Below are 25,790 nucleotides of genomic sequence, written 5' to 3'. Positions count from 1 at the left end.
CCCGACACGCCATAGAGTCGCCAACCGTCGGCATGGTGCCACGCTGACCTGTCTAGAAGTTTCCTGGTCACCAAGGAGGTAAGACGACTTGTGAATGAGTCGACATTTACTCCCGGGGGTGGTCAGCCAGGAATGCCTGCACGGGGCCAGGGACCCGCGGGGTTCGCTCCTGTCGGCTCCGTCGCTGTGCGCACCTTCGCAGCCCACCAGAGTCAGCAGGCGACTCGCACTGCACACCGAAGCATGGATGGCCATCACGTGAACGCCATGGCCGGCGACGGAAGTGGCGCGCCCCACAACCATTTCGCCGACTACGACGAACTGCCCGAGGGGCATTTCTACGACCCCGACGCCGAGTACGAGCCCGACCCCGAGTACGCGGCCACGCTCGCGCCCGACGCGGCGCGCCAGCGCCGTGAGCGCATCGGCCCGACCGGGCGCCCGCTCCCGTACTTCCCGATCCCGGGCCCGCTGACCGACCACGGCCCGGCGAAGATCATCGCGATGTGCAACCAGAAGGGCGGCGTGGGCAAGACGACGTCGACCATCAACCTGGGCGCCGCGCTCGCGGAGTACGGACGCCGGGTGCTGCTCGTGGACTTCGACCCGCAGGGCGCGCTGTCGGTCGGTCTCGGCGTCAACCCGATGGAGCTCGACCTCACCGTCTACAACCTGCTCATGGAGCGGGGCATGGCGGCCGACGAGGTGCTGCTGAAGACCGCGGTCCCCAACATGGACCTGCTGCCCAGCAACATCGACCTGTCGGCGGCCGAGGTCCAGCTGGTGAGCGAGGTCGCGCGCGAGTCCACGCTCCAGCGCGCGCTGAAGCCGCTCATGGACGACTACGACTTCATCGTGATCGACTGCCAGCCCTCGCTCGGCCTGCTCACGGTCAACGCGCTGACCGCCGCGCACAAGGTGATCGTGCCGCTGGAGTGCGAGTTCTTCGCGCTGCGCGGTGTGGCCCTGCTGACCGAGACCATCGAGAAGGTCCAGGAGCGGCTCAACCCCGACCTGGAGCTCGACGGCATCCTCGCCACGATGTACGACTCGCGCACGGTGCACAGCCGCGAGGTCCTCGCGCGTGTGGTCGAGGCGTTCGACGACCACGTCTACCACACGGTCATCGGGCGCACGGTCCGCTTCCCGGAGACCACGGTCGCCGGTGAGCCGATCACCACGTACGCCTCCAACTCCGTCGGTGCCGCCGCCTACCGCCAGCTCGCCAGGGAGGTGCTCGCCCGGTGTCACGCCGAGTGAGTCTGCCCGGGGCCGACGAACTCTTCCGCACGACAGGGGGGACGGCGCTCCAGGCGTCGACCCCCAGGCGCCAGGCCAACGGCGACGCCCGCGTCCCCGCTCCCGCCGGGGAGGGCGACGCGGCGGCGGCCCAGGAGGCCGCGCCGCAGTCGGTGCCCGCCCAGGGCGGCGACGGCGAGGGCGCGGAGCACGTCGCCGCGGACGCGGGGCCGGCCGAGGCCGGGGAGTCCCGCAGCCGCACCGCGGCGGGCTCCGGGCGGCGCCAGGCGGCACGGGAAGGAGCCGCCGCGGCCGCGGCCCCGCGCAAGCGCGGGAGAGCGGCGGCGCGCCGGCCCAGCGGCCGTGAGCGGCACGACGAGAAGATCACCGTGTACGTCTCCGCCGAGGAGCTCATGGACCTCGAGCACGCGCGCCTGGTGCTGCGCGGCGAGCACGGACTGGCCGTGGACCGCGGCCGGATCGTCCGCGAGGCGGTCGCCGTGGTCCTCGCCGACCTGGAGACCCGCGGGGAGGCGAGCATCCTCGTACGCCGACTTCGCGGGCGGTAGCGGTAGCCTGCGGAGGCCATGACCTCGAACGACCCTTCCGCCCCCGGCAACCGGCCGAACCGCCGGCGTGCGCTGGGACGGGGCCCGGGAGCGGCACCGCCGACGACCCCGCCGGACGAGCCGCCGGCGACCCCGGAGGGCGGGACCGCCGTGCCCGCGGAGCCGGGCCCGCCGCTCGCGCCGCCCGCGGAAGGGGCGGGCGCCGGGACCCCCGGGAGGGTGCTCCCGCCGGTCGGGCCGGGGGTGCGCCCGGCGCAGCGGACTTCCGCACCGGTGCCGGGGCCTTCGGAGGGCGGACCCGGCGTGCGGCAGGCCGGGCGTCCGGCCCCCTCCGGGCCGCCGCGCGCGCAGGAGGCGGCCGACGGCCCCGAGGGGGCGGCCGGGCCGCCGCCCGGTCCGGTGGCGCCGCCGTCGGCGGGCACGGGCGGCACGGTGCGGCCGGCGGCCGAGCGGTCTGAGCCCGACGGGTCGCCCGTGGGGAGCACGCCGGCCCCGGACGACCTGGACGCGCGACCCGACCGGGGGACGGCCGCGAGGCCCGTCCCGGGTGCGCCGGTTCGGGCCGAGCCGGACGGGACACCGGCGTCCGAGCCGGACGCCCGGGCCGTCGGCACCGGTACGGCGGGCGCGTCCGCCGAGCCGGATCCCGTGCCCCGGGGCCTCGGGGCGGAGCCCCCGGTCGGCGCGGTGGGACTGTCCGGCGCCTCCGCGTCCGGTGTCCTCGCGCCGGGGACGGAGGCGGTGAGCCCGGGTGCGGGGGCCTCCGGCTCGGGCGCGGGCACGGTGGAGCCGGGTGCGGGCACCCTGGAACAGGGCGCGGGCGCCGCCGGTCCGAAGACGCGCGCCGCCGGTTCGCGGACGGGCGCCCTCGGGACCGGGACGGGGCCCGAGGGCGGTGTCTCCGGCGGTGAGGAGGGCGACGGCCGGTTCACGGTGCGGCTGGCGAACTTCGAGGGCCCCTTCGATCTGCTCCTCCAGCTGATCGCGAAGCACAAGCTGGACGTCACCGAGGTCGCCCTGTCCAAGGTGACCGACGAGTTCATGGCGTACATCCGCGCGCTGGGACCGGACTGGGACCTGGACGAGACGACCGAGTTCCTGGTCGTGGCGGCCACGCTGCTCGACCTCAAGGCGGCACGGCTGCTGCCCGCCGCCGAGGTGGAGGACGAGGCCGACCTCGCCCTGCTGGAGGCCCGGGACCTGCTGTTCGCCCGCCTGCTGCAGTACCGCGCGTACAAGCAGATCGCCGAGATCTTCAGCCGGCGGCTCGACGAGGAGGCCCGACGCCACCCCCGTACCGTCGGGCTCGAGCCGCACCACGCCGAGCTGCTGCCCGAGGTCGTCATCAGCATCGGCCCCGAGGGCTTCGCCAGGCTCGCCGTCAAGGCGATGCAGCCCAGGCCCAAGCCGCAGGTGTACGTCGACCACATCCACGCGCCGCTGGTCAGCGTGCAGGAGCAGGCGGGGATCGTGGTCGCGCGGCTCAGGGAGCTGGGCGAGGCGGACTTCCGGGCGCTCGTCGAGGACACCGACGACACCCTGACCGTCGTGGCCCGTTTCCTCGCGCTGCTCGAGCTGTACCGCGAGAAGGCGGTCGCCCTCGAGCAGGAGACCGCGCTCGGCGAGCTGACCGTGCGCTGGACCGGCGGCGACGGGGACGCCGTCCCCAAGGTCACCGACGAGTTCGACCGGCCGCCCGAGCAGCCCGAGGAGGAGAAGAAGTGAGCGACGAGACCACCGACGTACCCGCCGGGCTGCGCGGCGTCGCGGACCTGGACCTCAAGCCCGCCCTGGAGGCGGTGCTCATGGTCGTGGACGAGCCCGTGACCGAGGCGCACCTGGCGAAGACACTGCAGCGGACGGAACGCCGGGTCGCGGACGCGCTGCGCGAGCTGGCGGACGAGTACACGGTGCAGGGGCGCGGCTTCGAGCTGCGGTTCGTCGCGGGCGGCTGGCGTTTCTACACCCGTCCCGAGTACGCCGCCGCCGTGGAGGGGTTCGTCCTGGACGGCCAGCAGGCCCGGCTCACCCAGGCCGCCCTGGAGACCCTCGCCGTGGTCGCCTACCGCCAGCCGGTCAGCCGCAGCCGGGTCTCCGCGGTGCGCGGAGTGAACTGCGACGGCGTGATGCGCACCCTCCTGCAGCGCGGTCTGGTCGAGGAGGCGGGCACGGAACCCGAAACAGGTGCGATCCTGTACACGACGACGAACTACTTCCTGGAGCGGATGGGCCTGCGCGGTCTGGACGAGCTCCCGGAGCTCGCGCCCTTCCTCCCGGAGGCGGAGGCGATCGAGGCCGAGACCCAGGAAGCCGTGCCGTCGTTCGATCCGGACGCACCGGATCCGGACGACGGTCCCCCGACGAACACGACGACGACGGAATTTTGATGCGAAGCAGCGGCAGCGGAAAGAGCGGCGGACGCGGTAACTACCGTGGTGCCGGCAACAACAGGGACCAGAAGCAGGGGCAGGGCCGCCCCCGCAAGCCCCGCCCCGAGGAGCGCCGCTACGACGTGGGTCCCGGGGCCACCAAGGACGGCCCGAAGTCCGGGCGCGGCGGAGCGAAGCCGTCCGGGCAGAAGGGCGGCCGGGGCCGCACCGCCCCGGCGCGCTCGCGCGAGTACGAGGCACGGATCGAGGAGCGCAACCGCGAGCGGTACGCGGACAAGAAGGACGTCAGGCTCCCGAAGACCTTCCCGGGCGCCGAGCAGGAGGGCGAGCGGCTGCAGAAGGTCCTCGCGCGCGCGGGCTACGGCTCCCGGCGCGCCTGCGAGGAGCTGATCGAGCAGGCGCGGGTGGAGGTCAACGGCGAGATCGTCCTCGAGCAGGGCCGTCGCGTCGACCCGGAGAAGGACGAGGTCAAGGTCGACGGCCTGACCGTCGCCACCCAGTCCTACCAGTTCTTCTCGCTGAACAAGCCCGCCGGCGTGGTGTCGACGATGGAGGACCCCGAGGGGCGCCAGTGCCTCGGGGACTACGTCACCAACCGTGAGACCCGGCTCTTCCACGTCGGCCGGCTCGACACCGAGACCGAGGGCGTCATCCTGCTCACCAACCACGGCGAGCTGGCGCACCGGCTGACCCATCCCCGGTACGGCGTGAGGAAGACCTACCTCGCGCACATCGTCGGGCCCATCCCGCGCGACCTGGGCAAGCGGCTGAAGGACGGCATCCAGCTCGAGGACGGCTACGCGCGGGCGGACCACTTCCGGGTCGTGGAGCAGACCGGCAAGAACTACCTCGTCGAGGTGACCCTGCACGAGGGCCGCAAGCACATCGTGCGCCGCATGCTCGCGGAGGCCGGGTTCCCGGTCGACAAGCTGGTGCGCACCGCGTTCGGGCCGATCACCCTGGGCGACCAGAAGTCGGGCTGGCTGCGCCGGCTGTCCAACACGGAGGTCGGGATGCTGATGCAGGAGGTCGATCTCTGAGGGTTGTCACGGGTCGCCGCCCCCTTTTATAGTCTGAATGACTATTAAGGGGGTGGTCGGCCGTGCGCGGCTACGACAAGCACGCCTTCGAGCCCTTCGCCGTCACCGTCGATCTCGCCGTCTTCACGCTCCGCGCGGGTGCGCTGCACGTGCTGCTCGTCGAGCGGGCGCAGGAGCCGTACGCCGGCCGCTGGGCGCTGCCCGGCGGCTTCCTGCTGCCGACGGAGTCGGCGGAGACGGCGGCCCGCCGGGAGCTGGCCGAGGAGACCGGCCTGACCGACGTGACCGGGCTGCACCTGGAACAGCTGCGGACCTACAGCGAACCCGACCGCGACCCCCGGATGCGGGTCGTGTCGGTCGCCTTCGCCGCGCTGCTGCCGGACCCTCCCGAACTGAGGGCCGGGACCGACGCGGCCGAGGCCCGCTGGACGCCGTACGACACGGCCGGGCCGCTCGCCTTCGACCACGACCGGATCCTGGCCGACGCCCGGACGCGCATCGGCGCCAAGCTCGAGTACACCTGCCTCGCCACCGCCTTCTGCCCGCCCGAGTTCACCCTGGGCGAGCTGCAGCAGGTCTACGAGACGGTGTGGGGCACGGTCCTCGACCGGCCCAACTTCCGGCGCAAGGTGCTCGCCACCCCGGGCTTCGTCGAAGCCGTCCCCGGCGCCGCGCGCCTCACCGGCGGCCGGGGCAAGCCCGCCGCCCTGTACCGCGCGGGCACCGCCACCGCCCTCCACCCGCCGCTGCTCCGGCCGCCTCCGGAAGGACGCCCCGCATGACCACGACCACCGTCACCAAGCGCGCCGCCACGGGAGCGCTCACCGGACTCGCCCTCGGGGACGCGCTGGGCTTCCCGACGGAGTTCAACGACGTGCCGTCGATCCTGGCCAGGTTCGGCCCCTGGCGGGAGATGGACCTGCCGAGGCCGGCGATCGTCACCGACGACACCCAGATGACGCTGGCCCTGGGGCGGGGACTGCGCACGGCGATGGACCGGGGGCCGCTCGCCCCGAGGCGGCTGGAGCGACCGGTGCGCGAGGAGTTCGTGGAGTGGTGGCGCTCGCCCGAGAACAACCGCGCCCCCGGCAACACCTGCCTCAAGGCCTGCCACCTGCTGGCCCGCGAGGACCGGCCCTGGCAGGACGCCAGCCAGGTCGGCTCCAAGGGCTGCGGGGCCAACATGCGCGTCGCGCCCATCGGCCTGGTCCCCGGCCTGAGCGACGAACAGCGCGCGGGCGCCGCCCAGTTGCAGTCGGCGCTCACCCACGGGCACCCCACCGCGCTCGCCGCCTCCGACCTGACCGCGCACGCCGTGCGGCTGCTCGCCGAGGGTGCCGAGCCGACCGGCCTGATCGGCCTGCTGCGCTCCTACGCCTACGACAACCGCACCCGCTACCACGAGTTCTGGCTCGGCGACCTGTGGACCCGCGCCCAGGACCCCACCCCCGAGCACTTCATCGCCCGCGGCTGGGACGAGTGCCTGCAGATCCTGGAGCGCCTCCGGGACGCCGTGCGCACCGCCTCGCCCGAGACCGACCCGTGCCTGGCCACCGGGAAGGGCTGGATCGCCGAGGAGGCCCTGGCCACCGGTCTGCTCTGCTTCCTGCTCTTCGTCGACGAACCCCTCACCGCCCTGCGCCGCGCCGCCTGCACCGCGGGCGACTCCGACTCGATCGCCTGCCTGACGGGCGCCTTCGCGGGCGCGCACCTGGGCGCGGACGCCTGGCCGTCCGCCTGGGCGGACCGCATCGAGTACCGGGACGACCTGCTGGCGCTGGGAGCACTCTGGGACGCTTGAGCCATGATCGACGCCCTGGACCTGGACCTGACCCCGGTGATCGACGAGCAGCCCGACCCGGTGCTGTTCGCCACCGTCTCCGGCGCGCACCTGTACGGCTTCCCGTCCCGCGACTCCGACGTGGACCTGCGGGGCACGCACCTGCTGCCGGCCGCCGACCTCGTCGGACTGCGCGAGCCGGAGGAGACCAGGTCCCGGATGTGGGACCGGGACGGCGTCGAGATGGACCTGGTCACGCACGACCTGCGCAAGTTCGTCCGCCTGATGCTGCGCCGCAACGGCTACGTGCTGGAGCAGTTGCTGTCCCCGCTGGTCGTGCACACCACCGACGCGCACCGGGAACTGGTCGCCCTGGCGCCCGGTGTCCTCACCCGCCACCACGCCCACCACTACCGCGGGTTCGCGACCACGCAGTGGCGGCTGTTCGAGAAGAGCGGCGAGCTCAAGCCGCTGCTGTACACGTTCCGGGCGCTGCTGACCGGCATCCGTCTGATGCGCGGCGGCGGGGTGCAGGCCCACCTGCCCACGCTGCTCGGCGAGGCCGGGCCCGGGGACGCCGTCCCGGCCTACCTGCCCGAGCTGATCGCGGCGAAGGCAGAGCGGGAGCACGCGCCGGCGGACGTCGGCCTCGAGCGGGTGCGGGACGACGTCCGGCGGCTGCACGGCGTGCTGGACGGGGCGCAGGCCGCCTCGGCGCTACCCGACGCCCCCACCGCGCACGACGCCCTGCACGCCTTCCTCGTACGGATCCGCCTGGAGGGCTGAGGCGCGGCGGACGCGGACGAGGAAGTCCTCCACGCGCCGGTGATCCGGTTCCGGCGGGAGCGGGGTGCGCCGGGCGGCCTCCTCGACCTCCCGCTCCAGGCGGGTCATCCGCGCCTCGACCCCGGACCACGGGACCTCGCCCCGCTTGACCGCGAGGAGCGGTTCGCGGTGGTCGCCGACGTCGATCGTGAGCGTGCCCGTGCGCAGCAGGTCGCGGGCGCTCGTCAGCAGGCGGAGCAGGTGCATCGCGTGCTTCCAGCGCGGGGCCGTGGGGGTCCCCCCTGCTCGAGCGGAGTCGAGAGCTCGGGGGAGGGCGCGGACGTGGGCCTCCAGCTTGCGGCGCTGGCCGTGGGCGTACCGCGTGAACGTCTCGTGGACCCGGCGGGAGAGGAACGCCCCGCGCAGGGCCAGCAGCTCGCGGCCGGTGTCGTCGGCGTACTCCACGAGCGGGGAGTGCAGGCACTCCAGGATGTTGGGGTTGGCGCGCAGGGCCAGCTCGCAGAAGCGTTCCAGCTCCCAGCTGAACTGCTCCTCGGCCGGGCCCTCGACGTGCGTCGGCGGCTTGTCGAAACGCCAGAACAGGGGAGTGGGGGCGAGGTACACGCCCCGGCGGTCGGTGTCGCTGCCCTCCGTCGCGAGACCGAAGGCACGCGACCCCATGACGCAGGCGTAAACGGTGTGGTCGCGGACCAGGGTCTCGGGGCGCATGCGCGGGAGCGTACGCGGCGGATCACGCCAGGCGGATCGAATTTCCCTCCACCGTGATCCGTTCCTCGGGCAGCGGCCTGGTGGCGGGGCCGGTCTCGACCGAGCCGTCGGTGACGGAGAACCGGCTGCCGTGGCAGGCGCAGTGGATCGTGCCGTCCGAGACCTCGGCCACGAGGCAGTTCTGGTGCGTGCAGATCGCCGAGAAGGCCCTGAAGTCGCCCTCCTCCGGCTGGGTCACCACCACCTTCTCGTCCTTGAAGACCGTGCCCCCGCCCACCGGGATGTCGCCCGTCGTGGCCAGCTCCCGCCCGGCGGGGGCCTCCGGTGCGGCGGTGCCGGAGGAGGGACCCGAGCCGCCTCCGTCGCCTCTGTGGCCGTCGTTCCCGCCGCAGCCCGTGGTCAGGGCGGCCGCGCCCGTCGCTCCTGCCGCGAGAAGGACCGTGCGTCGTGTCGCGGGGTGGTTCATGTCGTCACTCCGAGGAGAAGGAGACCGGGATGGAGATCACAGCCCCTGCATCGTGACACCGAATGCGCCGAAGGAGAAGCAATTCACCACCAAGCGCCCCGAAACGCGCACATCACCCGTCTCAGCGGGCGGGCGCCGGGCACCGGACGCGCGCGGCCTGGCTAGGCTGGACGACCGAACAGCACAGAGCGCACGTCAGCAAGGAGCATCGTCGTGGCGGTACGAGCGGTCCGGGGCGCCGTCCAGTTGGAACGGGACGAGGCCGGTCACATGGAGGAGCAGGTCGGCGCGCTGCTCACCGCCGTCCTGGAGCGCAACGGGCTGACCGCCGACGACCTGATCAGCATCTGGTTCACGGCCACGCCCGACCTGCACAGCGACTTCCCGGCGGCCGCCGCCCGCAGGCTCGGCATCGTCGACGTGCCCCTGATCTGCGCCCAGGAACTGGACGTCGAGGGCGCCATGCCCCGCGTGGTCCGCGTCCTCGCGCACATCGAGTCCGACCGGCCCCGCGCCGACATCGCGCACGTCTACCTCGGCGCCGCGGCCGCCCTGCGCAAGGACATCGCCCAGTGAGAACCGCACTCGTCCTCGGCACCGGACTCATCGGCACGTCCGCCGCCCTCGCCCTGTCCCGGCGGGGCGTCACCGTCCACCTCTCCGACCGTGATCCGGAGCAGGCCCGTACGGCCGCCGCGCTCGGCGCCGGCACGGACGAGGCCCCCGACGGGCCGGTGGACCTGGTGATCGTCGCCGCCCCGCCCGCCCACGTGGCCGGCGTGCTCGCCGACGCGATGGGGCGCGGTCTGGCCCGCGGCTACGTCGACGTCGCCAGCGTCAAGGGCGGACCGCGCCGCGAGCTCGAGGCGCGCGGCCTGGACCTGTCGTGCTACATCGGCACGCACCCCATGTCCGGACGTGAGAAGTCCGGTCCGCTGGCCGCCACCGGCGACCTCTTCGAGGGCCGCCCCTGGGTGCTGACCCCCACCCGGGACACCGACACCGAGGTGCTGAACCTCGTCCTGGAACTGGTCTCGCACTGCCGCGCCGTGCCCGTCGTCATGGACGCCGACGCGCACGACCGCGCCGTGGCACTCGTCTCCCACATGCCCCACCTGGTGTCCAGCATGGTCGCCGCCCGCCTGGAGCACGCGGAGGAGGCCGCCGTACGGCTGTGCGGGCAGGGCATCCGGGACGTGACCCGGATCGCCGCCTCCGACCCCCGGATGTGGATCGACATCCTGTCCGCGAACCCCGGGCCGGTCGCCGACCTGCTCGGGGACCTCGCCGCCGATCTGGAGGAGACCGTGCGGGCGCTGCGCGCGCTGCAGTCCTCCGACGAGGACAAGCGCCGCGAGGGCGGCACGGGGATCGAGGACGTGCTGCGCCGCGGCAACGCCGGTCAGGTCCGCGTCCCCGGCAAGCACGGGTCCGCGCCGCGGGTCTACGAGACGGTGGCGGTGCTCATCGACGACCAGCCGGGGCAGCTGGCCCGGATCTTCGCGGACGCGGGGCGGGCCGGGGTCAACGTCGAGGACGTGCGGATCGAGCACGCCACCGGGCAGCAGGCCGGCCTGGTGCAGCTCATGGTCGAGCCCAAGGCGGCACCCGTCCTCACGGCGGCGCTGCGGGAGCGGGGCTGGGCGATCCGGCAGTAGTGCCGGGTCCCGGGACGCGCGGTACGGCCGCGGGGCCCGGGCCCGGGATGGGCCGATCGGGGGACGCGCACCCAGTAACCTTGTGCGGGGCGGCAGCGCCCCGCCCCCCCACCGTCAGCCAGGTCCAGGAAGGTCCCCACTGTGGAAAGCGCCACGCCAGTGATTGTCGCCATCGACGGCCCCTCCGGCACGGGCAAGTCGAGCACGTCGAAGGCCGTGGCGGCGCAGCTCGGCCTGAGCTACCTGGACACCGGCGCCCAGTACCGGGCGATCACCTGGTGGATGGTGAACAACGGCATCGACATAGACGACCCCTCCGCGATCGCCGCCGTCGCCGGCAAGCCGGAGATCGTCTCCGGCACCGACCCGAAGGGCCCGACCATCACGGTCGACGGCGTGGACGTGGCCGGCCCGATCCGCGAGCAGGACGTCACCTCGAAGGTCAGCGCGGTCAGCGCGGTGCCCGAGGTGCGCGCCCGGATCACCGAGCTGCAGCGCACGATCGCCGCCTCGGCCGTCACCGGCATCGTCGTCGAGGGCCGCGACATCGGCACCACCGTGCTGCCCGACGCCCACCTCAAGATCTTCCTCACCGCCTCCCCGGAGGCGCGGGCCGCCCGCCGCAGCGGGGAGCTCAAGGGCGCCGACGTCCACGCCACCCGCGAGGCCCTGATCAAGCGGGACGCGGCCGACTCCAGCCGCAAGACCTCCCCGCTGGCCAAGGCGGACGACGCGGTCGAGGTGGACACCACCGACCTCACGCTCCAGCAGGTCATCGAGTGCGTCGTCACCCTCGTCGAGGAGAAGCGGGCCGGGAAGTGACCGACGTCCCATCGGCGCGGGGCGCCGAGGTCGGGCGGCGCATCGGCGTCGGCCTGATGTACGGGCTGTGGAAGCCGCGCGTGCTGGGCGCCTGGCGGGTGCCCGCGGCCGGCCCGGTGATCCTCGCCGTCAACCACTCCCACAACATCGACGGCCCGATGGTCATGGGCGTGGCGCCCCGGCCGACGCACTTCCTGATCAAGAAGGAGGCGTTCGTCGGCCCGCTCGACCCGTTCCTGACCGGCATCGGCCAGCTGAAGGTGGACCGGCACGGCACCGACCGCACCGCGATCTCCCGGGCGCTGGGCGTGCTGGAGCAGGGCGGCGTCCTCGGCATCTTCCCCGAGGGCACCCGCGGCGAGGGCGACTTCGCCTCGATCCGCGCGGGGCTCGCGTACTTCGCCGTCCGCAGCGGAGCGCCGATCGTGCCGGTGGCCGTGCTGGGAAGTTCCGAGCGGCGCGGGCGGTTGATGAAGGGACTGCCCCCGCTGCGCTCCCGCGTCGACGTCGTCTTCGGCGACGCCTTCGAGGCGGGCGACGGCAGCGGCCGACGGACCCGCAAGGCGCTGGACGAGGCGACCGAGCGCATCCAGAAGCAGCTCACCGCGCACCTGGAAAACGCCAGGCGCCTCACCGGGCGCTGAGCGACACTTGAGTAGTGGATCACCGTATGTCCGGTGCTCCACCGACCACCACGATGAACGACGAGGTACGGACTTCATGAACGACCACATCCAGCCCGACGGCTCGGACGCGTACGAGGGCGCGCACGAGCACGACCACGGGGCTCTCGGCGACGCCGAGTACGCGGAGTTCATGGAGCTCGCCGCGGAGGAGGGCTTCGACCTCGAGGACGTCGAGGGCGCGATCGAGGCCGCCGGACACGGTCCGCTGCCCGTGCTCGCCGTCGTCGGCCGGCCCAATGTCGGCAAGTCGACCCTGGTGAACCGGATCATCGGCCGCCGCGAGGCGGTCGTCGAGGACAAGCCGGGCGTCACCCGCGACCGCGTCACCTACGAGGCCGAGTGGGCGGGCCGCCGCTTCAAGGTCGTCGACACCGGCGGCTGGGAACAGGACGTCCTCGGCATCGACGCCTCCGTGGCCGCGCAGGCCGAGTACGCGATCGAGGCCGCCGACGCGGTGGTCTTCGTCGTCGACGCCAAGGTCGGCGCGACCGACACCGACGAGGCGGTCGTGCGGCTGCTGCGCAAGGCCGGCAAGCCGGTCGTGCTGTGCGCCAACAAGGTGGACGGCCCGAGCGGCGAGGCCGACGCCGCCTACCTGTGGTCCCTGGGCCTGGGCGAGCCGTACCCGGTCTCCGCCCTGCACGGCCGCGGCACCGGCGACATGCTGGACCAGGTCCTGGAGGTCCTGCCGCAGGCCCCGGCGCAGACCTTCGGCACCGCCGTCGGCGGCCCGCGCCGGGTCGCCCTGATCGGCCGCCCGAACGTCGGCAAGTCCTCGCTGCTGAACAAGGTCGCCGGCGAGGAGCGCGTCGTCGTCAACGAACTCGCCGGCACCACCCGCGACCCGGTCGACGAGATGATCGAACTGGGCGGCAAGACCTGGAAGTTCGTCGACACGGCGGGCATCCGCAAGCGCGTCCACCTCCAGCAGGGCGCCGACTACTACGCCTCGCTGCGCACCGCCGCCGCAGTGGAGAAGGCCGAGGTGGCCGTCGTCCTGATCGACGCCGCCGAGTCCATCTCGGTGCAGGACCAGCGCATCGTCACCATGGCGGTGGAGGCGGGCCGCGCGCTCGTCCTCGCGTACAACAAGTGGGACACCCTCGACGAGGAGCGCCGCTACTACCTGGAGCGCGAGATCGAGACCGAGCTCGGCCAGGTGGCGTGGGCGCCCCGGGTGAACGTCTCGGCGCGCACCGGCCGGCACATGGAGAAGCTGGTCCCGGCCATCGAGACGGCCCTGGAGGGCTGGGAGACCCGGGTCCCGACGGGCCGGCTGAACGCCTTCCTCGGCGAGCTGGTCGCCGCCCACCCGCACCCCGTGCGGGGCGGCAAGCAGCCGCGCATCCTGTTCGGCACCCAGGCGGGCACCAAGCCGCCGCGGTTCGTGCTGTTCGCCTCCGGCTTCATCGAGGCGGGCTACCGGCGCTTCATCGAGCGCCGGCTGCGCGAGGAGTTCGGCTTCGAGGGGACGCCGATCCACATCTCGGTGCGGGTGCGCGAGAAGCGCGGCAGGAAGAAGTAGCCGAGGACACGGCGAAGGGGCGGCCCCGCTCGGGGGCCGCCCCTTCCGCTGTCCGCCGTGCCCGGTCAGGCACCCCTGCGCGGAGCCGGCGGCAGCCCGGCCGGCACGTGCCGCATCCCGGTCGCGTGCCGGCCGACCGATCCGACGCGCTGCCACTGCGGCTGCTGCCCGGTGCCCTGACGGGTGCTGCCCGCCCCCGCGCCGTAGGCGCCGTACGCGCCGCTCCCGGAGGAGCCGACGGACGCCCCCGGGCTGTGGCCGCCGTACGGGCCCGTACCGTGCGGGATGTTCCCGAAGGCGGTGAAGCCCAGGTCCTCCTCGCCGCTGCGGTCGCCCGGCAGCGCGCGGAAGGACCTGACGTACTCGGTGTAGAGGGCGTCGTAGATCGGCGTGGCCGAGAGGCCGCTCCGGGAGACCTGAGCCGGACGCCCGGGGGCGGGGACCGAGGCGAGGGACTGGCGGCGGGGAACGTCGTATGCGTGCACGTATGTCCAAACGACCCCGTGACGCAAGGGATGCGGCCCCTGTGCGGCTTTCGCCGGTTGTGTTCGGTCAGATGCCGGCGAGCGGCAGGGCCGCGGCGACCAGCTTCCCGTCGGCGGCGGCCTTGTCCAGCGCGTCGCGCAGCAGGTCCTCGCGCGGCTGGCGGCCGATCGAACCGACCGGGGCCGCGAACATCAGCACCTGCTGGTGCTTGCCGGCGGCCGACCGCCAGCCCTCGGTGACCTGGAGCGGCTGGTGCGCCTGCCACCAGGCCACCGGCCGGCCGCCGTTCGGGTCCGGCTGGAGCACGGCGTGCAGCTGTCCCGCGGCGAGCAGCACCGACCAGCCGTGCAGCACCGTCGGCACGGCCGACAGTTCGGTCAGCGGCATGAAGCCCTGCTCGATGAGCAGCGGCAGGAAGTCGTCGCCCGCACCGGGCGATCCGGGCCGCGCGACCGGCGCGGTCGGCTCCACGACCAGCGCCGGGTGCAGTTCCCCGGCGACCAGGACCAGTCCGCTGGTCACACCGAGCACGGCCTGTTCGGGCGCGACCTTCCCCGGTCCCGTTCCCGGGGCCGCTCCCGGTCCCGCGGTGTCGCCGCCGATGGCCCGCACGGCGCCCCGGAGTTGCTCCTCGGTGACCTGGACGACCTGCGAGGGCAGGCAGGTGGCGTGGGCGAAGGCGAGGACGGCGGTCTCGTCCCCGATGAACAGGACGGTGCTGGTGCGCTCCTGCTCCGGGTCGCCCGGGGTGCGGCAGGAGGTGCAGTCGTAACCGCCCGGGGTGGAATCTCCGGCGAGCAGGCGGTCGGCTTCTTCGTCGCCGATCTCGGCGCGTACCTCGTCGCTGACGTCGAGCATGCGCGGCACGGGTGGCTCCCTCGGGATGCGGTGCGTGGCGAGGCCGGGTGGCTCCCGGCCCGTGGTCCGGGTGGGTCCCCGGCTCATGCAGAAGACAACGGAGGACCTGTGGCGGGAGTCACGCCTCGGAGCGAACGGAATCGAACCATCCAGCGCACACGGTCACGTCCGGTCCGGAACCGGACACTCAGCGTCAACTGCTCGCGGCGTCAAGGACGTTGACGGGGTGAAGTGGCTCACAGCTCATCGGGCGGACTGGTCGACAAATCCGGAAATCAAGGAATGAAGTGGGTGGCCGGAAGTCGCCGATACCCGGGGTAATGGCGAACTGGCCTGGCACGACGAGGAGTTGGTTGAACCGGACGCCGGAGGCTCCCTACATTCCTCCGCCGTGTGCAACGAGCACCGCTCGGGTACGTCCGCCGACCGCACCGCAGCAGCACCACCGCACGACCCGAAGGCGGACGGGGCGAGCGCGGCTCCCGCGCCCCATGGCGCGCCGAGCGGCGTTCCGCCTCGGGGGACCCCGAGTCCTTCGGGAAGGACCTACATGTCCGCATGTGCCGATAACACCCGCGACTCCGCTCGCAAGACCCGTGCGTCGGCGGTCCTGGCCGGCGCCGCCCTGCTCGCGCCGCTCGGACTGCTGACCGTCACCGGCAGCGCCACGGCGGCGGACGGCGGGGTGTGGGACCGCATCGCACAGTGCGAGAGCGGCGGCGACTGGCACATCAACACCGGCAACGGCTACTACGGCGGACTCCAGTTCTCCGCCTCCACCTGGCGGGCCTACGGCGGCACGGCCTACGCGCCGACGGCCGACCGGGCCACCAAGTCCCAGCAGATCGCGGTCGCCACGAAGGTCCAGCGGGCCCAGGGGTGGGGCGCCTGGCCGACCTGCTCGGCACGCGCGGGGGCGTCCGGGAGCGCACCCGCCGCGGACCCGGTGACCGCGGAGGAGACCCCGTCGAAGGCGTCGGAACCGGCGAAGGCGTCGAGGCCCGCGAAGGGACCGGCGCGTTCGGCCGGGCACGTGGACCGGGACGCGTCCCGCGGCGACTACACCGTCCGCGCGGGCGACACGCTGAGCGGTGTCGCCGCCCGGCACGGCACCACCTGGCAGCACCTGTACGCCGTCAACAAGAGCACCGTCGGGGCCGACCCCGACGTGATCGTGCCCGGGCTGCGCCTCGATCTCTGAGCCGCCCCCCTCGCCCGGGCACGGGCCCCGTCCGGTCGGCCGACCGGACGGGGCCCTGGGCGTTCCGGGGGGCACGCGTGGCCCGCGGGGCGACCGGGACGGCCGAGTTCGCCCGCCTCCCCGGCGCACACCACCGCGATCGCCCCGTGCGCGAGGCCGAGCGCCCCGGCGGCCCGGTACGTCACGATCAGGCCGATCCCGGAGAGCGCCGCGGCGGCGCCCACCGACGGTCCGGCGAGCGTGAGGTCGTACGTCAGGGAGGACGTCGACGGGGCTCCAGCCGCCGGCCGCTTCGGCGGGTTCGCAGATCGGGCAGGGCCGCAGACCGCCGTCCGCCACCGGTCCCGCGTCCACCGGGACCGCCTCCGCCTTCCCCGCGACCAGCGGGCGGCCCACGCGGTGCCACAGCGTCCCGCCCGGCACCCTCAGCAGCTCCCCGCTGACCGCGGCCGGCGCGCCGGCCGACCGTCCGGCCCCGTCCGCGTCGGCGGGTTCCGCCGCCACCGGCAGGCCGTACGGCTCCTCCACGCGAGTGGCGGCGAGCGCGGCCCGGCCGGCCCGGAGGACGGGGTGCGCGGTCCGCAGTCGGGCTGTCCGCGCCGTGGCTCCCACACGTCGGGGTGGGTGCCTGTGCCGGTGGATGTCCGTCATGTCCCACTCTGCCTGTGAGTTGCACTATGCCCCCTGCGAGCCGACCCTGAGAGCACCGGGCGCCGACGGCCCGGCCCGACACCCGGTGGTGACCAGATGGTTCTCGGCAGCGACCTCAGGCGGAGGAACGCGAGGGGCCGTGGCCCACGGCGGGCGGCGGGACGGGGCACGGCGGTCACGGCCGCCCTGCTCCTGTTCCTCGCCCCGGCCCTCGCGGCGTGCGGGGACGGCGGTGGCGACAGCCCGCCCCCCGCACCGCCGGCGGACCGGACGGCGAGCGCACCGGCCAGCGCGCCCGCGGACCGGGCGGCGGCCGAACAGGAGATCCGGCGGAACTGGGAGAAGTTCTTCGCCCCCCAGACCTCCCTGGACGAGAAGAAGGCCCTCCTGGAGAACGGCCGGATGCTGGGCCCCGTGCTCGAGGCGTTCAGCGGGGACGAGCGCATCCGGCAGGTCGAGGCGAAGGTCACCGACGTCACGTTCACCTCGCCGACCGAGGCGGACGTGACGTTCGCCCTGACCCTCAGGGGCGCCACCGTCCTCCCGGACGCCTCCGGGACCGCCGTCGAGGAGGACGGCACCTGGAAGGTGTCCGCCAGGTCCCTGTGCGCGCTGGCGCGACTGAGCGGCGATGGCTCGGCCCCGGCCCTCCCGGGCTGCTGAGGCGTTCGTCGCGGCCGCGCTGCTCGCCCTGACCGCCGCCTGCGGCAGCCGCCTGCCCGAGAGCGACTTCGAGCGCGGCGACCGCGCGCCCGCGACCGCCCGGGGCACGGCCGAGCCGGTCCGCGTGGGCGTCGTCACCAGCGCCACCAGCCCGGTCGGCGGCGGCGCCTCCACCGGCCCGCGCGACGGCGCCCGGGCCCGGTCCGACCGGCTCGACGCCCGCGGGGGCGTCGACGGCCGCCGCGTCGAGGTGCGCCCGTGCGACGGCGGCGGCAGCGGCGTCGGCACCAACGAGTGCGTGCACGAGATCGTCGACGAGGAGGAGGCCGCCGCCCTGGTCGCCACACCGTCCTGGGCTACGCGGGCGCCTCCCGCGTCTCCCGCGCGGGCGTGCCGACATCGGCGGCCGGCCCGTCGGCACCGCCTGCGACACCTACCCGCACCTGCCTCGAGGTGCCGCAGCCGGCGTACGAACCCCGACCCCTCGCGGACAGGAGCCGTCCGCAACGGGTGGCAGACTCGCCCCATGTTGGAGACCTCGGCACGTCTGCTGCGCCTGCTGTCCCTGCTCCAGGCCCACCGCGAGTGGTCCGGCGCCGATCTCGCCGAACGGCTCGGGGTCAGCGCCCGTACCGTCCGCCGCGACGTGGACCGGCTGCGCGAGCTCGGCTACCCCGTCCACGCCAGCCCCGGCACCGGCGGCGGCTACCAGCTGGGGGCGGGCGCCGAGCTGCCGCCGCTGCTGCTGGACGACGACGAGGCCGTGGCCGTCGCGGTGGGGCTGCGCACCGCCGCCGGCCAGGGCGTCGAGGGCATCGGCGAGACCTCCGTACGGGCGCTGGCCAAGCTGGAGCAGGTGCTGCCGAACCGGCTGCGCCGCCGCGTGGGCGCCCTGAACGCCTTCACCGTGCCGATGCTGCGCGGGCCGCGTGCCGACGCCGTCGACCCGGCCGTGCTGACCGAGCTGGCCCACCTGTGCCGGGACGCCGAGCGGCTGCGCTTCGAGTACCGCGGTCACGACGGCACGGTGACCCGCCGCACGGTGGAGCCGCACCGCCTGGTCTGCTCCGAACACCGCTGGTACCTGGTCGCCTGGGACCTCGACCGCGGGGACTGGCGCACCTTCCGCGCCGACCGCGTCACCCCCAGGCCGCCGCACGGGCCGCGCTTCGTGCCCCGCGAGCCGCCCGCGGAGGACCTGGCGGCCTACGTCTCCCAGGGCGTCTCCACGCGCGTGTACGCCTCGCACGCCGTGGTCCGGCTGCTGGTGCCCGTCGAGGAGGCCGCCGAGCGGATCTCGCCCTCCGCGGGCGTGCTCGAGGCGGAGGGACCGGAGAGCTGCCTCCTGCGCACCGGCGCCGCGAGCCTCGACGTGATGGTCGTCCACGTGATGCTGCTCGGTTTCGAGTTCGAGGTGCTGGAACCGGTCGAGCTGACCGACGCGCTCAGGACGGCTCACGACCGGCTTGCTCGCGCCTTGGCTCGGGCTGGGGCGTCACGGCCGCGTACTCCGGATGGTTCATGTCGAACGCCGGCGACTCCGAACGGACCCGGGGCAGCGTCGTGAAGTTGTGCCGGGGCGGCGGGCACGAGGTCGCCCACTCCAGGGAGCGGCCGAACCCCCACGGGTCGTCGACCCCGACCTTCTCGCCGTACCTGGCGGTCTTCCAGACGTTGTAGAGGAACGGCAGCGTCGAGACGCCCAGCAGGAACGAGCCGATGGTCGAGACGGTGTTGAGCGCGGTGAAGCCGTCCGCCGCGAGGTAGTCCGCGTAGCGGCGCGGCATGCCCTCGACGCCGAGCCAGTGCTGCACCAGGAACGTGGTGTGGAAGCCGACGAACAGCGTCCAGAACTGGATCTTGCCGAGCCGTTCGTCGAGCATCTTCCCGGTGAACTTCGGCCACCAGAAGTAGAACCCGGCGAAGGTCGCGAAGACGACGGTGCCGAAGACCACGTAGTGGAAGTGCCCGACCACGAAGTACGAGTCCGTGACGTGGAAGTCCAGCGGCGGCGACGCCAGGATCACCCCGGTCAGCCCGCCGAACAGGAACGACACCAGGAACCCGGTGGCCCACAGCATCGGTGTCTCGAAGGACAGCGAGCCCTTGAGCATGGTGCCGGTCCAGTTGAAGAACTTCACCCCCGTCGGCACCGCGATCAGGAAGCTCATGAAGGAGAAGAACGGCAGCAGCACCGCGCCGGTGGCGAACATGTGGTGCGCCCACACCACGACCGACAGCCCGGTGATGGCCATGGTGGCGCCGACCAGCGTCAGGTAGCCGAACAGCGGCTTGCGGCTGAAGACCGGGATGATCTCCGTGATGATGCCGAAGAACGGCAGCGCGATGATGTAGACCTCGGGATGCCCGAAGAACCAGAACAGGTGCTGCCACAGGATCGCCCCGCCGTTGCCGGCGTCGAACACGTGCGAGCCGAACCGCCGGTCCGCCTCCAGCACCAGCAGCGCCGCCGCGAGCACCGGGAACGCCATCAGGATCAGGATCGACGTGAACAGCGTGTTCCAGGTGAACAGCGGCATCCGGAACATCGTCATGCCGGGGGCGCGCATCCCGACGATGGTGGCGATGAAGTTGACCGCGCCGAGGATGGTGCCGAACCCGGACAGGGCCAGACCCATGATCCACAGGTCCGGGCCGAGGCCGGGCGAGTACTGCACGCTGTTCAGCGGCGCGTAGGCGAACCAGCCGAAGGCCGCCGGCCCCCCGGTCACCAGCAGCGAACCGAGCACGATCAGACCGCCGAAGAGGAACAGCCAGTACGAGAACATGTTCAGCCGCGGGAAGGCCACGTCGGGCGCGCCGATCTGCAGGGGCATCAGCTCGTTGGCGAACCCCGCGAAGCTGGGGGTCGCGAACAGCAGCAGCATGATCGTGCCGTGCAGCGTGAACATCTGGTTGAACTGCTGGTTGTCGACGAGCTGCAGACCGGGCCGGGCCAGTTCGGCGCGCATCACCAGGGCCATCACGCCGGCGATCAGGAAGAACACGAACGACGTGATCAGGTACAGGTGGCCGATCTTCTTGTGGTCGGTGGTGGTCAGCCAGTCGATCACCACCCGCCCGCGTCGGTGCGCCGGTCGCGCCGCCTGCACGGTCTGCGTCCCCATCGCTCGCCCCTTCGCTCGTCGCGCGCGGGCCCGCCCGAGCCCGCGCCACACGTACCCCCGGGCCCACGCCATGATGCTCGCCCTGCGTGCGTTCCGACAGAGGGCGTGGCGGATCGTGTGACGGATCCGGGTGTTTTCCGTGTGCGTCGGCGTCCGTGGGCATGCGCGGCGGTGAAAGCGAATGGGGGTCCCGGGGATATCTCCCCCGGAACTTTCCGCCGGGGGCCATCGCGGCCGTGGCGTGACACGCGGGAATTGCGTTCGAATACCTGCGGAAGGCGTACGGAATCGCCCGTCCGGGTGAGGGTGCCGGCGCGAACGCCTGTCGTGATCTTGTGACAGAAGTGTGACCGCCGGGGGATCCGGCCCGGTGTTCCCGGCGCGGACTTCCCCGCTCACCGGGCAGGGCATAGCGTGACCGCATGGCACCCTTTCCGACGCCCTCCGCGGAACCCCAGGACAGTCCGGACGCCTATGTCGGCCTCGCCGCCGACCGGGCCGAGCACCTCGCGCGCGAGCGCGGCTGGTCGACGGTGCGGGCGCTGCCGCCGGGCGCGATCATCACCATGGAGTACCGCGTGGGACGGCTGAACTTCGAGGTGAGGGACGGCCGGGTGGCGCGGGCCTGGAAGGGCTGAGACGCGCATCGGACCCGGTTCCGCGGGGAACCGGGGCCGATGCGCGCGCACCGGACGGTCGTGCCGCCCGTCAGGGACGGGTCGCCGACGTGGTGCCGCGCGGGTGACGCTCCGAGTGCTGCGGGCGGCGGCTGCCCCCCGGGGTGACCGGGGTGCGCTCCGCGCGGGTCGTGTGCGGGCCCGGTGCCAGGTAGGCGTGTGGGCGGGCGGCCGCGCGGCCCGTGGGGACCGGTTCGCCGGTGGGGACCGGGTCGGGGGCCGGGGTCTCCCCGAGGCCGGCGGGCGGTCCCGGCGCGACCGGCGCCCCGACCGGCCGGACCGCCGCCGGTGCCGTACGCCCGCGACGTGCCCGCCAGCGGTCGCGCAGGGCGAAGATCCGGCTCTCGGCGCGGGCGATCAGCGGCTCGAACCAGGGCAGCGCGAGCAGGATCAGCAGGCCCGCGGCCCAGCCCAGCAGCACGTCGCTCAGCCAGTGCGTGCCGATGTAGACGGTGGACAGCCCCACGCCGAGCGAGGTCACCGCGGACAGGGCGGACAGCCAGCGGCGCGCCCTCCCGGTGGAGGCCAGATAGGCCAGGATTCCCCAGGTCACCACGGCGTTCGCGGTGTGGCCGCTGGGAAATATATCGCCGCCGAGCCACATCTCGTTCGAGCCGATCTCGGTCGCGTAGTGCGGTCCGAGCCGTCCCATGCCGTACTTCGCGGCGCCGACGGTGACGTTCAGCAACAGCAGGGAGACCCCGAGGGCGAGCAGCGGACGCAGCGTGTGCTGCCGCCAGGAACGCCAGCCCAGCCAGGCCGCGACCATCACGGCGGTCGGGCCGCGCTGGCCGAGCACCACGTAGTAGTCGACGAAGGCGTGGAGCTCGGGCCACTGCTGGTAGGGGCGGAAGAACATCACCCGCCAGTCCAGCCGGACCAGCCAGGAGGTGATCACCACGGCCCACACGATCGCCAGGTAGAAGGCCAGGGTGGCGCCGAAGAGCACCATCCGGTGCCGGCTCATCCGCGGCACGCCGATGTGAGCCGGTCGTTCCGGCTCACGATCCAGCCTCGCGAACACCCGGTCCAGACGGGTGGGCTTCCGTTCGGTACGCACCCAATCGACGTTACAGCGAGTGAGCGCAGATTCCCGCCGAATCAGCGGCTTTGTGATGACGATGTGATGTGGCATTCCTCTCAGGCGAGCGTTTATTTCCAGCGAATCCGCAATCTGCCGGGCGCTGCGGCCTTCAATTCCTTTGATCATTCGGGGTGACGGTTTTATTGCGCTTTTGAATTCGTTCACCGGGGCCTGGTGCGGAATTTTCCCGGTGCTCATCGGCCGTCCGGGCGGCTCAGGGCGGGCCGGAGCCGTTCAGCCAGAAGGCGCCGTACACCGCCGAGACCACCGCGACCACCCCCACGACCGGTGCCGACCGGGAGGTGCGCAGCCGGGCCAGGGCCAGGGCGAGGGGCAGCAGCAGGGGGAAGGCGGGCAGCAGCAGACGCGGCTTGGAGCCGAAGTAACCCGACGCGCACAGGGCGAGCGCGGTGACGACCCCGGCGTACACCAGCAGCGGCAGCGGCTGGCGCTGCCGTACGCAGATCACGTACAGCCACACCACCAGGCCGACCCCGAGCGTCAGCCCGAGCCCCGCCGGGGCGGACGGGAACGACGTGAACTTCTCGGCGACGAAGCGGGCGAAGGCGTACCCCCCGTCGAACCCGTTCCGCCATCCGGCCTGCACGTCGAGGTATCCCAGCGGCCCGTTCCCGGTCCGGTGCCCGACCCACAGAACGTAACCGGCGGCGCCGAGGGGGGCGAGGAGCATGCCGAGGACCCGGCGCGGGCGGGCCGGCGCGGCGGCGCCGTCGGCACCGGTACGGGTCGCGGCGCCCGAGGAGGCGCGTGCGCCGTCCGGTGGCGCGGCGCGCCGGAGCTCCGTGCCGTCGGGAGCGCCCGGCCCGGTGCGCGCGCCGTGCGGCGCGGGCGTGCTGCGATCCCGCACGAACGAGACGATCCCCGCCGCCCAGACCGCCGCGACCACCGCCAGCCCCACCGGCCGGGTCAGCCCGGCCAGGCCCGCCAGGACACCCGCCGTCACCCAGCGGCCCGTCAGCACGGCGTACAGCGACCACGCGGCGAGCGCGGTGAACAGGGACTCGCTGTACGCCATCGACTGCACGATCCCGACCGGCAGCACCGCCCACAGCAGCACCGCGCACACCCCGGCCCGCGGCCCGTACACGTGGTCGGCCACCGCGAAGATCCCCCAGGCCGCGGCGAGCGAGGCGAGCAGGGCGACGACGAAGCCCCCGTCGGCGTACGACAGCGGGGAGACCGCCGCCACCAGCCGTTCCAGCCAGGGGAGCAGGGGGAAGAACGCCAGGTTGGAGTGCACGTCGCCGTTCGGGAGCCGCACCTCGTAGCCGTATCCGAGTTCGGCCACCCGCGTGTACCAGAGCGCGTCCCAGCGGGCGGTCAGCAAGGTGTACGCGTCCTTGCCGCGCGCCGCGCTCCACAGGGCCAGGACGGCCAGGCCCAGGGCGCGCACGGCCGCGTACCCGAGGAGTGCCGGGGCGGCCCGGCGCAGCGCTCCGAGGCGGGCCGGTGCGGCGCGCGTGTCAAGATCGGTCACGGGCTCGATTATCGACCGGGTGCCGCACCGGCCCGCCCGGCGGGGCGGGGCGCGCCCCGGAGGGGAGTGGCGCACGCCACACCGATCCGCCGCCCGGGTGAGAGGCCCGCCACTCGACCCGGGCGTTCCCTCGCGTACTCTGACGTGTCACTCGCCGTCCGATGCGCGGGCCGGAGACCACCGCTCCTCTCCGGCCGAGTCGCGGGGGGAGTCCCCCACCCCGTGAGCCCGCCGGCGGCGAGGGAACATCTGGGAGGTACGCACATGTCCGGGACGACCACGGCCTCCGCCGCACCACGCGGTCGGGGGACCGGGGCCGGTGCCAACCGCTGGGTGGTGCTCGTCGTCCTCTGCGTCAGCCTGCTGCTGGTCGCCGTCGACGCCACCGTGCTGCACGTGGCGGTCCCCGCCGTCACCGAGGACCTCAGGCCCGGCGCGATGGAGCTGCTCTGGATCGTCGACGCCTATCCGCTGGTCTGCGCCTCGCTGCTGATCCTGTTCGGCACGCTGGGCGACCGGGTCGGCCGCAGACGCGTGCTCCTGCTCGGCTACGCCCTGTTCGGCGTCGCCTCCGGCGCGGCGGCCCTCGCGGACACCCCCCAGGTGCTGATCGCGGCGCGGGCGCTGCTCGGCGTCGGCGGCGCGATGATCATGCCCGCGACACTGTCCATCCTGCGCCAGGTCTTCCCGGACCGGCGCGAACGGGCGCTGGCCATCGGCGTCTGGAGCGCGGTCGCCGCGGTGGGCGCGGCGGTCGGACCGCTGCTCGGCGGGTTCCTGCTGGAGCACTTCTGGTGGGGCTCGGTCTTCCTGGTCAACATCCCGTTGATGCTGGTCAGCCTGCCGGTGGGGCGGATCCTGCTGCCGGAGTCGAAGGGCGACGGCAACGGCCCCTGGGACGTGGTCGGCGCGCTGCTGGCCGCCGTCGGACTGTTCGCGGCGGTCCTCGGCGTGAAGCGGCTCGGCGGCGGCGCACCCGTCGGCAGCGTGGGGACCGTGCTGCCGCTCCTCGCGGGCGCCGCGCTGCTGGTGGTCTTCGTCCGTCGGCAGCGGCGCCGGGCGCACCCGCTGATCGACCTGCGGACGTTCGCGCGACCGGCGTTCAGCACGTCGGTGGGGTGCATCGTGCTGGCGATGCTCGCCCTGGTCGGGCTCGAGCTCATCGCCGCCCAGTACCTGCAGCTCGTGCTGGGACTCTCCCCGCTCGAGACCGGACTGCGGCTGCTGCCGCTGACCTTCGCGGCGATGGCGGCGGGCCTCGCGGGCGCGCGGATGCTGCGCCGGTTCGGCCCGCGCCGCATGGTCTGCTCCGGCTTCTGCCTGACGGCCGCCGCGGTGGTGTCCCTGACCGCGATGGGCGGCGAGGACAACGCCCCGCTGCTGCTCGCCGGCTTCGTCCTGCTGGGCTTCGGACTGGAGACCACCCTGTTCGGGGCCTACGAGTCGATGCTGAGCGAGGCGCCGCCGCAGCAGGCCGGCGGGGCGGCGGCGATCGGCGAGACCTCGTACCAGCTGGGCGCCGGGATAGGGATCGCGCTCCTCGGCAGCGTGATGAACGCGGCCTACGCGCCCGGCACCGCCGGCGTGCCCGGGGTGCCCGCGGCGGCGTCCTCGGCGGCGTCGCACTCGCTGGGCGAGGCGTACGAGGTGGCCGACCGGCTCGGCGGGCCCGCCGGGGCGGCCCTGCGCCACGCGGCGCGCCACGCCTTCGTGCACGGACTGCACGTGACCCTGCTGGTCAGCGCGGGCCTGCTGCTGGTCGGCGCCGCGATGGCGCTCAGGCTGCCGCGGGCGATGCAGTGCGAGACGGCCGTGGAGGTGCCCGCGCCCCGGGAGGCGGTGGAGTCCCGCGCCTCCGGGCTGAAGGTCTGAGCC

General features: G+C 73.6%; 24 protein-coding genes and 2 pseudogenes. 19 read left to right on the top strand and 7 right to left on the bottom strand.

Going from position 1 to position 25,790, the window contains the following annotated elements; all coding sequences use genetic code 11:
• The first annotated feature begins 132 nt into the window (after window positions 1–132).
• From FHS37_RS24435 to FHS37_RS24400, 8 genes are all read left to right on the top strand, one after another.
• Entirely contained in the window at window positions 133–1,260 is a 1,128-nt protein-coding gene (locus FHS37_RS24435) for a ParA family protein (RefSeq protein WP_184824816.1), read from the top strand.
• A complete protein-coding gene (locus tag FHS37_RS24430) occupies window positions 1,245–1,808 on the top strand; it encodes a hypothetical protein (RefSeq protein ID WP_184824814.1) in 564 nt (187 codons plus the stop codon). Before FHS37_RS24435 ends, FHS37_RS24430 begins: the two co-directional genes overlap by 16 nt.
• Window positions 1,809–2,282: 474 nt before the next feature.
• Entirely contained in the window at window positions 2,283–3,533 is a 1,251-nt protein-coding gene (locus FHS37_RS24425; RefSeq protein ID WP_229889763.1) for a segregation and condensation protein A, read from the top strand.
• The gene (scpB, locus tag FHS37_RS24420) at window positions 3,530–4,195 is read left to right on the top strand and encodes an SMC-Scp complex subunit ScpB (RefSeq protein ID WP_184824810.1); all 666 of its coding nucleotides are present in this window, start codon (window positions 3,530–3,532) and stop codon (window positions 4,193–4,195) included. Before FHS37_RS24425 ends, scpB begins: the two co-directional genes overlap by 4 nt.
• Window positions 4,195–5,238, top strand: coding sequence for a pseudouridine synthase (locus tag FHS37_RS24415; RefSeq protein ID WP_184824808.1), 1,044 nt, complete (start codon window positions 4,195–4,197; stop codon window positions 5,236–5,238). Before scpB ends, FHS37_RS24415 begins: the two co-directional genes overlap by 1 nt.
• A 62-nt stretch (window positions 5,239–5,300) precedes the next feature.
• Window positions 5,301–6,020 carry an NUDIX hydrolase gene (locus tag FHS37_RS24410; protein ID WP_184824807.1) on the top strand — a complete coding sequence of 240 codons (720 nt, stop codon included), beginning with the start codon at window positions 5,301–5,303 and terminating at the stop codon, window positions 6,018–6,020.
• Window positions 6,017–7,039, top strand: coding sequence for an ADP-ribosylglycohydrolase family protein (locus FHS37_RS24405; protein WP_184824805.1), 1,023 nt, complete (start codon window positions 6,017–6,019; stop codon window positions 7,037–7,039). Before FHS37_RS24410 ends, FHS37_RS24405 begins: the two co-directional genes overlap by 4 nt.
• Window positions 7,040–7,042: 3 nt before the next feature.
• Window positions 7,043–7,804 (top strand): nucleotidyltransferase domain-containing protein, encoded by a 762-nt coding sequence (locus FHS37_RS24400; RefSeq protein ID WP_184824803.1) that lies wholly within the window; start codon window positions 7,043–7,045, stop codon window positions 7,802–7,804.
• Here FHS37_RS24400 and FHS37_RS24395 read toward each other — a convergent pair.
• Both FHS37_RS24395 and FHS37_RS24390 read right to left on the bottom strand, forming a co-directional pair.
• A complete protein-coding gene (locus tag FHS37_RS24395; RefSeq protein WP_184824801.1) occupies window positions 7,736–8,512 on the bottom strand; it encodes a nucleotidyltransferase domain-containing protein in 777 nt (258 codons plus the stop codon). The genes FHS37_RS24400 and FHS37_RS24395 overlap by 69 nt on opposite strands.
• 22 nt (window positions 8,513–8,534) lie before the next feature.
• Window positions 8,535–8,978 (bottom strand): Rieske (2Fe-2S) protein, encoded by a 444-nt coding sequence (locus FHS37_RS24390; protein WP_184824799.1) that lies wholly within the window; start codon window positions 8,976–8,978, stop codon window positions 8,535–8,537.
• Between the two features lie 213 nt (window positions 8,979–9,191).
• Between FHS37_RS24390 and aroH the strand changes: the two genes are divergently transcribed.
• The 5 genes from aroH (at window position 9,192) to der (ending at window position 13,669) form a co-directional block, all read left to right on the top strand.
• On the top strand, window positions 9,192–9,554 hold the full coding sequence (gene aroH, locus FHS37_RS24385) for a chorismate mutase (protein ID WP_184824797.1): 363 nt from the start codon (window positions 9,192–9,194) through the stop codon (window positions 9,552–9,554).
• Window positions 9,551–10,636, top strand: coding sequence for a prephenate dehydrogenase (locus FHS37_RS24380; protein WP_184824795.1), 1,086 nt, complete (start codon window positions 9,551–9,553; stop codon window positions 10,634–10,636). Before aroH ends, FHS37_RS24380 begins: the two co-directional genes overlap by 4 nt.
• A 141-nt stretch (window positions 10,637–10,777) precedes the next feature.
• Window positions 10,778–11,458 carry a (d)CMP kinase gene (gene cmk, locus FHS37_RS24375; protein WP_184824793.1) on the top strand — a complete coding sequence of 227 codons (681 nt, stop codon included), beginning with the start codon at window positions 10,778–10,780 and terminating at the stop codon, window positions 11,456–11,458.
• A complete protein-coding gene (locus FHS37_RS24370) occupies window positions 11,455–12,102 on the top strand; it encodes a lysophospholipid acyltransferase family protein (RefSeq protein WP_184824791.1) in 648 nt (215 codons plus the stop codon). The genes cmk and FHS37_RS24370 overlap by 4 nt, the downstream gene beginning before the upstream one ends.
• 76 nt (window positions 12,103–12,178) lie before the next feature.
• Window positions 12,179–13,669, top strand: a complete 1,491-nt coding sequence (gene der / locus FHS37_RS24365) for a ribosome biogenesis GTPase Der (RefSeq protein ID WP_184824789.1) — start codon at window positions 12,179–12,181, stop codon at window positions 13,667–13,669.
• Window positions 13,670–13,734: 65 nt separating this feature from the next.
• Here der and FHS37_RS24360 read toward each other — a convergent pair whose 3' ends face one another.
• A complete protein-coding gene (locus FHS37_RS24360; RefSeq protein WP_184824787.1) occupies window positions 13,735–14,154 on the bottom strand; it encodes a hypothetical protein in 420 nt (139 codons plus the stop codon).
• 67 nt (window positions 14,155–14,221) lie between these two features.
• A complete protein-coding gene (locus tag FHS37_RS24355) occupies window positions 14,222–15,022 on the bottom strand; it encodes a DUF8842 C-terminal domain-containing protein (RefSeq protein WP_184824785.1) in 801 nt (266 codons plus the stop codon).
• 541 nt (window positions 15,023–15,563) lie between these two features.
• Between FHS37_RS24355 and FHS37_RS24350 the strand changes: the two genes are divergently transcribed.
• The 4 genes and pseudogenes from FHS37_RS24350 (at window position 15,564) to FHS37_RS40835 (ending at window position 19,095) form a co-directional block, all read left to right on the top strand.
• Window positions 15,564–16,214, top strand: a complete 651-nt coding sequence (locus tag FHS37_RS24350; RefSeq protein WP_184824783.1) for a LysM peptidoglycan-binding domain-containing protein — start codon at window positions 15,564–15,566, stop codon at window positions 16,212–16,214.
• A gap of 747 nt (window positions 16,215–16,961) precedes the next feature.
• Window positions 16,962–17,528, top strand: a complete 567-nt coding sequence (locus tag FHS37_RS24345) for an MTB12 C-terminal domain-containing protein (protein ID WP_184824781.1) — start codon at window positions 16,962–16,964, stop codon at window positions 17,526–17,528.
• A pseudogene (locus FHS37_RS40840) lies at window positions 17,497–17,883 on the top strand (ABC transporter substrate-binding protein); the annotation flags it as partial. The gene FHS37_RS24345 and the pseudogene FHS37_RS40840, both read left to right, overlap by 32 nt.
• 171 nt (window positions 17,884–18,054) lie before the next feature.
• Window positions 18,055–19,095, top strand: coding sequence for a helix-turn-helix transcriptional regulator (locus tag FHS37_RS40835; protein ID WP_308439456.1), 1,041 nt, complete (start codon window positions 18,055–18,057; stop codon window positions 19,093–19,095).
• Here the strand turns inward: FHS37_RS40835 and ctaD are convergent.
• Window positions 19,094–20,656: pseudogene (ctaD, locus tag FHS37_RS24335) on the bottom strand (aa3-type cytochrome oxidase subunit I); the annotation flags it as partial. The gene FHS37_RS40835 and the pseudogene ctaD sit on opposite strands and share 2 nt — an antisense overlap.
• A 422-nt stretch (window positions 20,657–21,078) precedes the next feature.
• Between ctaD and FHS37_RS24330 the strand changes: the two are divergent.
• Window positions 21,079–21,294 (top strand): I78 family peptidase inhibitor, encoded by a 216-nt coding sequence (locus FHS37_RS24330; protein ID WP_184824777.1) that lies wholly within the window; start codon window positions 21,079–21,081, stop codon window positions 21,292–21,294.
• A 70-nt stretch (window positions 21,295–21,364) separates the two neighbouring features.
• Here FHS37_RS24330 and FHS37_RS24325 read toward each other — a convergent pair whose 3' ends face one another.
• Both FHS37_RS24325 and FHS37_RS24320 read right to left on the bottom strand, forming a co-directional pair.
• Window positions 21,365–22,393: a phosphatase PAP2 family protein gene (locus tag FHS37_RS24325; RefSeq protein WP_184824775.1), complete on the bottom strand. Its 1,029-nt coding sequence runs from the start codon at window positions 22,391–22,393 to the stop codon at window positions 21,365–21,367.
• 238 nt (window positions 22,394–22,631) lie between these two features.
• Window positions 22,632–23,915 (bottom strand): glycosyltransferase family 39 protein, encoded by a 1,284-nt coding sequence (locus tag FHS37_RS24320; protein ID WP_184824773.1) that lies wholly within the window; start codon window positions 23,913–23,915, stop codon window positions 22,632–22,634.
• A gap of 264 nt (window positions 23,916–24,179) precedes the next feature.
• Here FHS37_RS24320 and FHS37_RS24315 point away from each other — a divergent pair, with 264 nt between their 5' ends.
• A complete protein-coding gene (locus tag FHS37_RS24315) occupies window positions 24,180–25,787 on the top strand; it encodes an MFS transporter (protein ID WP_184824771.1) in 1,608 nt (535 codons plus the stop codon).
• The last annotated feature ends 3 nt before the right edge of the window (window positions 25,788–25,790 follow it).

This window comes from Streptomyces griseomycini (assembly GCF_014203535.1).
GTDB lineage: Bacteria > Actinomycetota > Actinomycetes > Streptomycetales > Streptomycetaceae > Streptomyces > Streptomyces griseomycini.
The sequence above is the reverse complement of the archived record's forward strand: the minus strand, read 5'-3'. Positions and strand labels throughout refer to the sequence as shown.

Coding starts and splice junctions, on each gene's coding strand:
- FHS37_RS24435 (WP_184824816.1), top strand. CDS start 133: ATGCCTGCACGGGGCCAGGGACCCGCGGGGTTCGCTCCTGTCGGCTCC.
- FHS37_RS24415 (WP_184824808.1), top strand. CDS start 4,195: ATGCGAAGCAGCGGCAGCGGAAAGAGCGGCGGACGCGGTAACTACCGT.
- FHS37_RS24405 (WP_184824805.1), top strand. CDS start 6,017: ATGACCACGACCACCGTCACCAAGCGCGCCGCCACGGGAGCGCTCACC.
- FHS37_RS24400 (WP_184824803.1), top strand. CDS start 7,043: ATGATCGACGCCCTGGACCTGGACCTGACCCCGGTGATCGACGAGCAG.
- FHS37_RS24395 (WP_184824801.1), bottom strand. CDS start 8,512: ATGCGCCCCGAGACCCTGGTCCGCGACCACACCGTTTACGCCTGCGTC.
- FHS37_RS24390 (WP_184824799.1), bottom strand. CDS start 8,978: ATGAACCACCCCGCGACACGACGCACGGTCCTTCTCGCGGCAGGAGCG.
- der (WP_184824789.1), top strand. CDS start 12,179: ATGAACGACCACATCCAGCCCGACGGCTCGGACGCGTACGAGGGCGCG.
- FHS37_RS24350 (WP_184824783.1), top strand. CDS start 15,564: ATGTCCGCATGTGCCGATAACACCCGCGACTCCGCTCGCAAGACCCGT.
- FHS37_RS24345 (WP_184824781.1), top strand. CDS start 16,962: ATGGTTCTCGGCAGCGACCTCAGGCGGAGGAACGCGAGGGGCCGTGGC.
- FHS37_RS40835 (WP_308439456.1), top strand. CDS start 18,055: ATGTTGGAGACCTCGGCACGTCTGCTGCGCCTGCTGTCCCTGCTCCAG.
- FHS37_RS24330 (WP_184824777.1), top strand. CDS start 21,079: ATGGCACCCTTTCCGACGCCCTCCGCGGAACCCCAGGACAGTCCGGAC.
- FHS37_RS24315 (WP_184824771.1), top strand. CDS start 24,180: ATGTCCGGGACGACCACGGCCTCCGCCGCACCACGCGGTCGGGGGACC.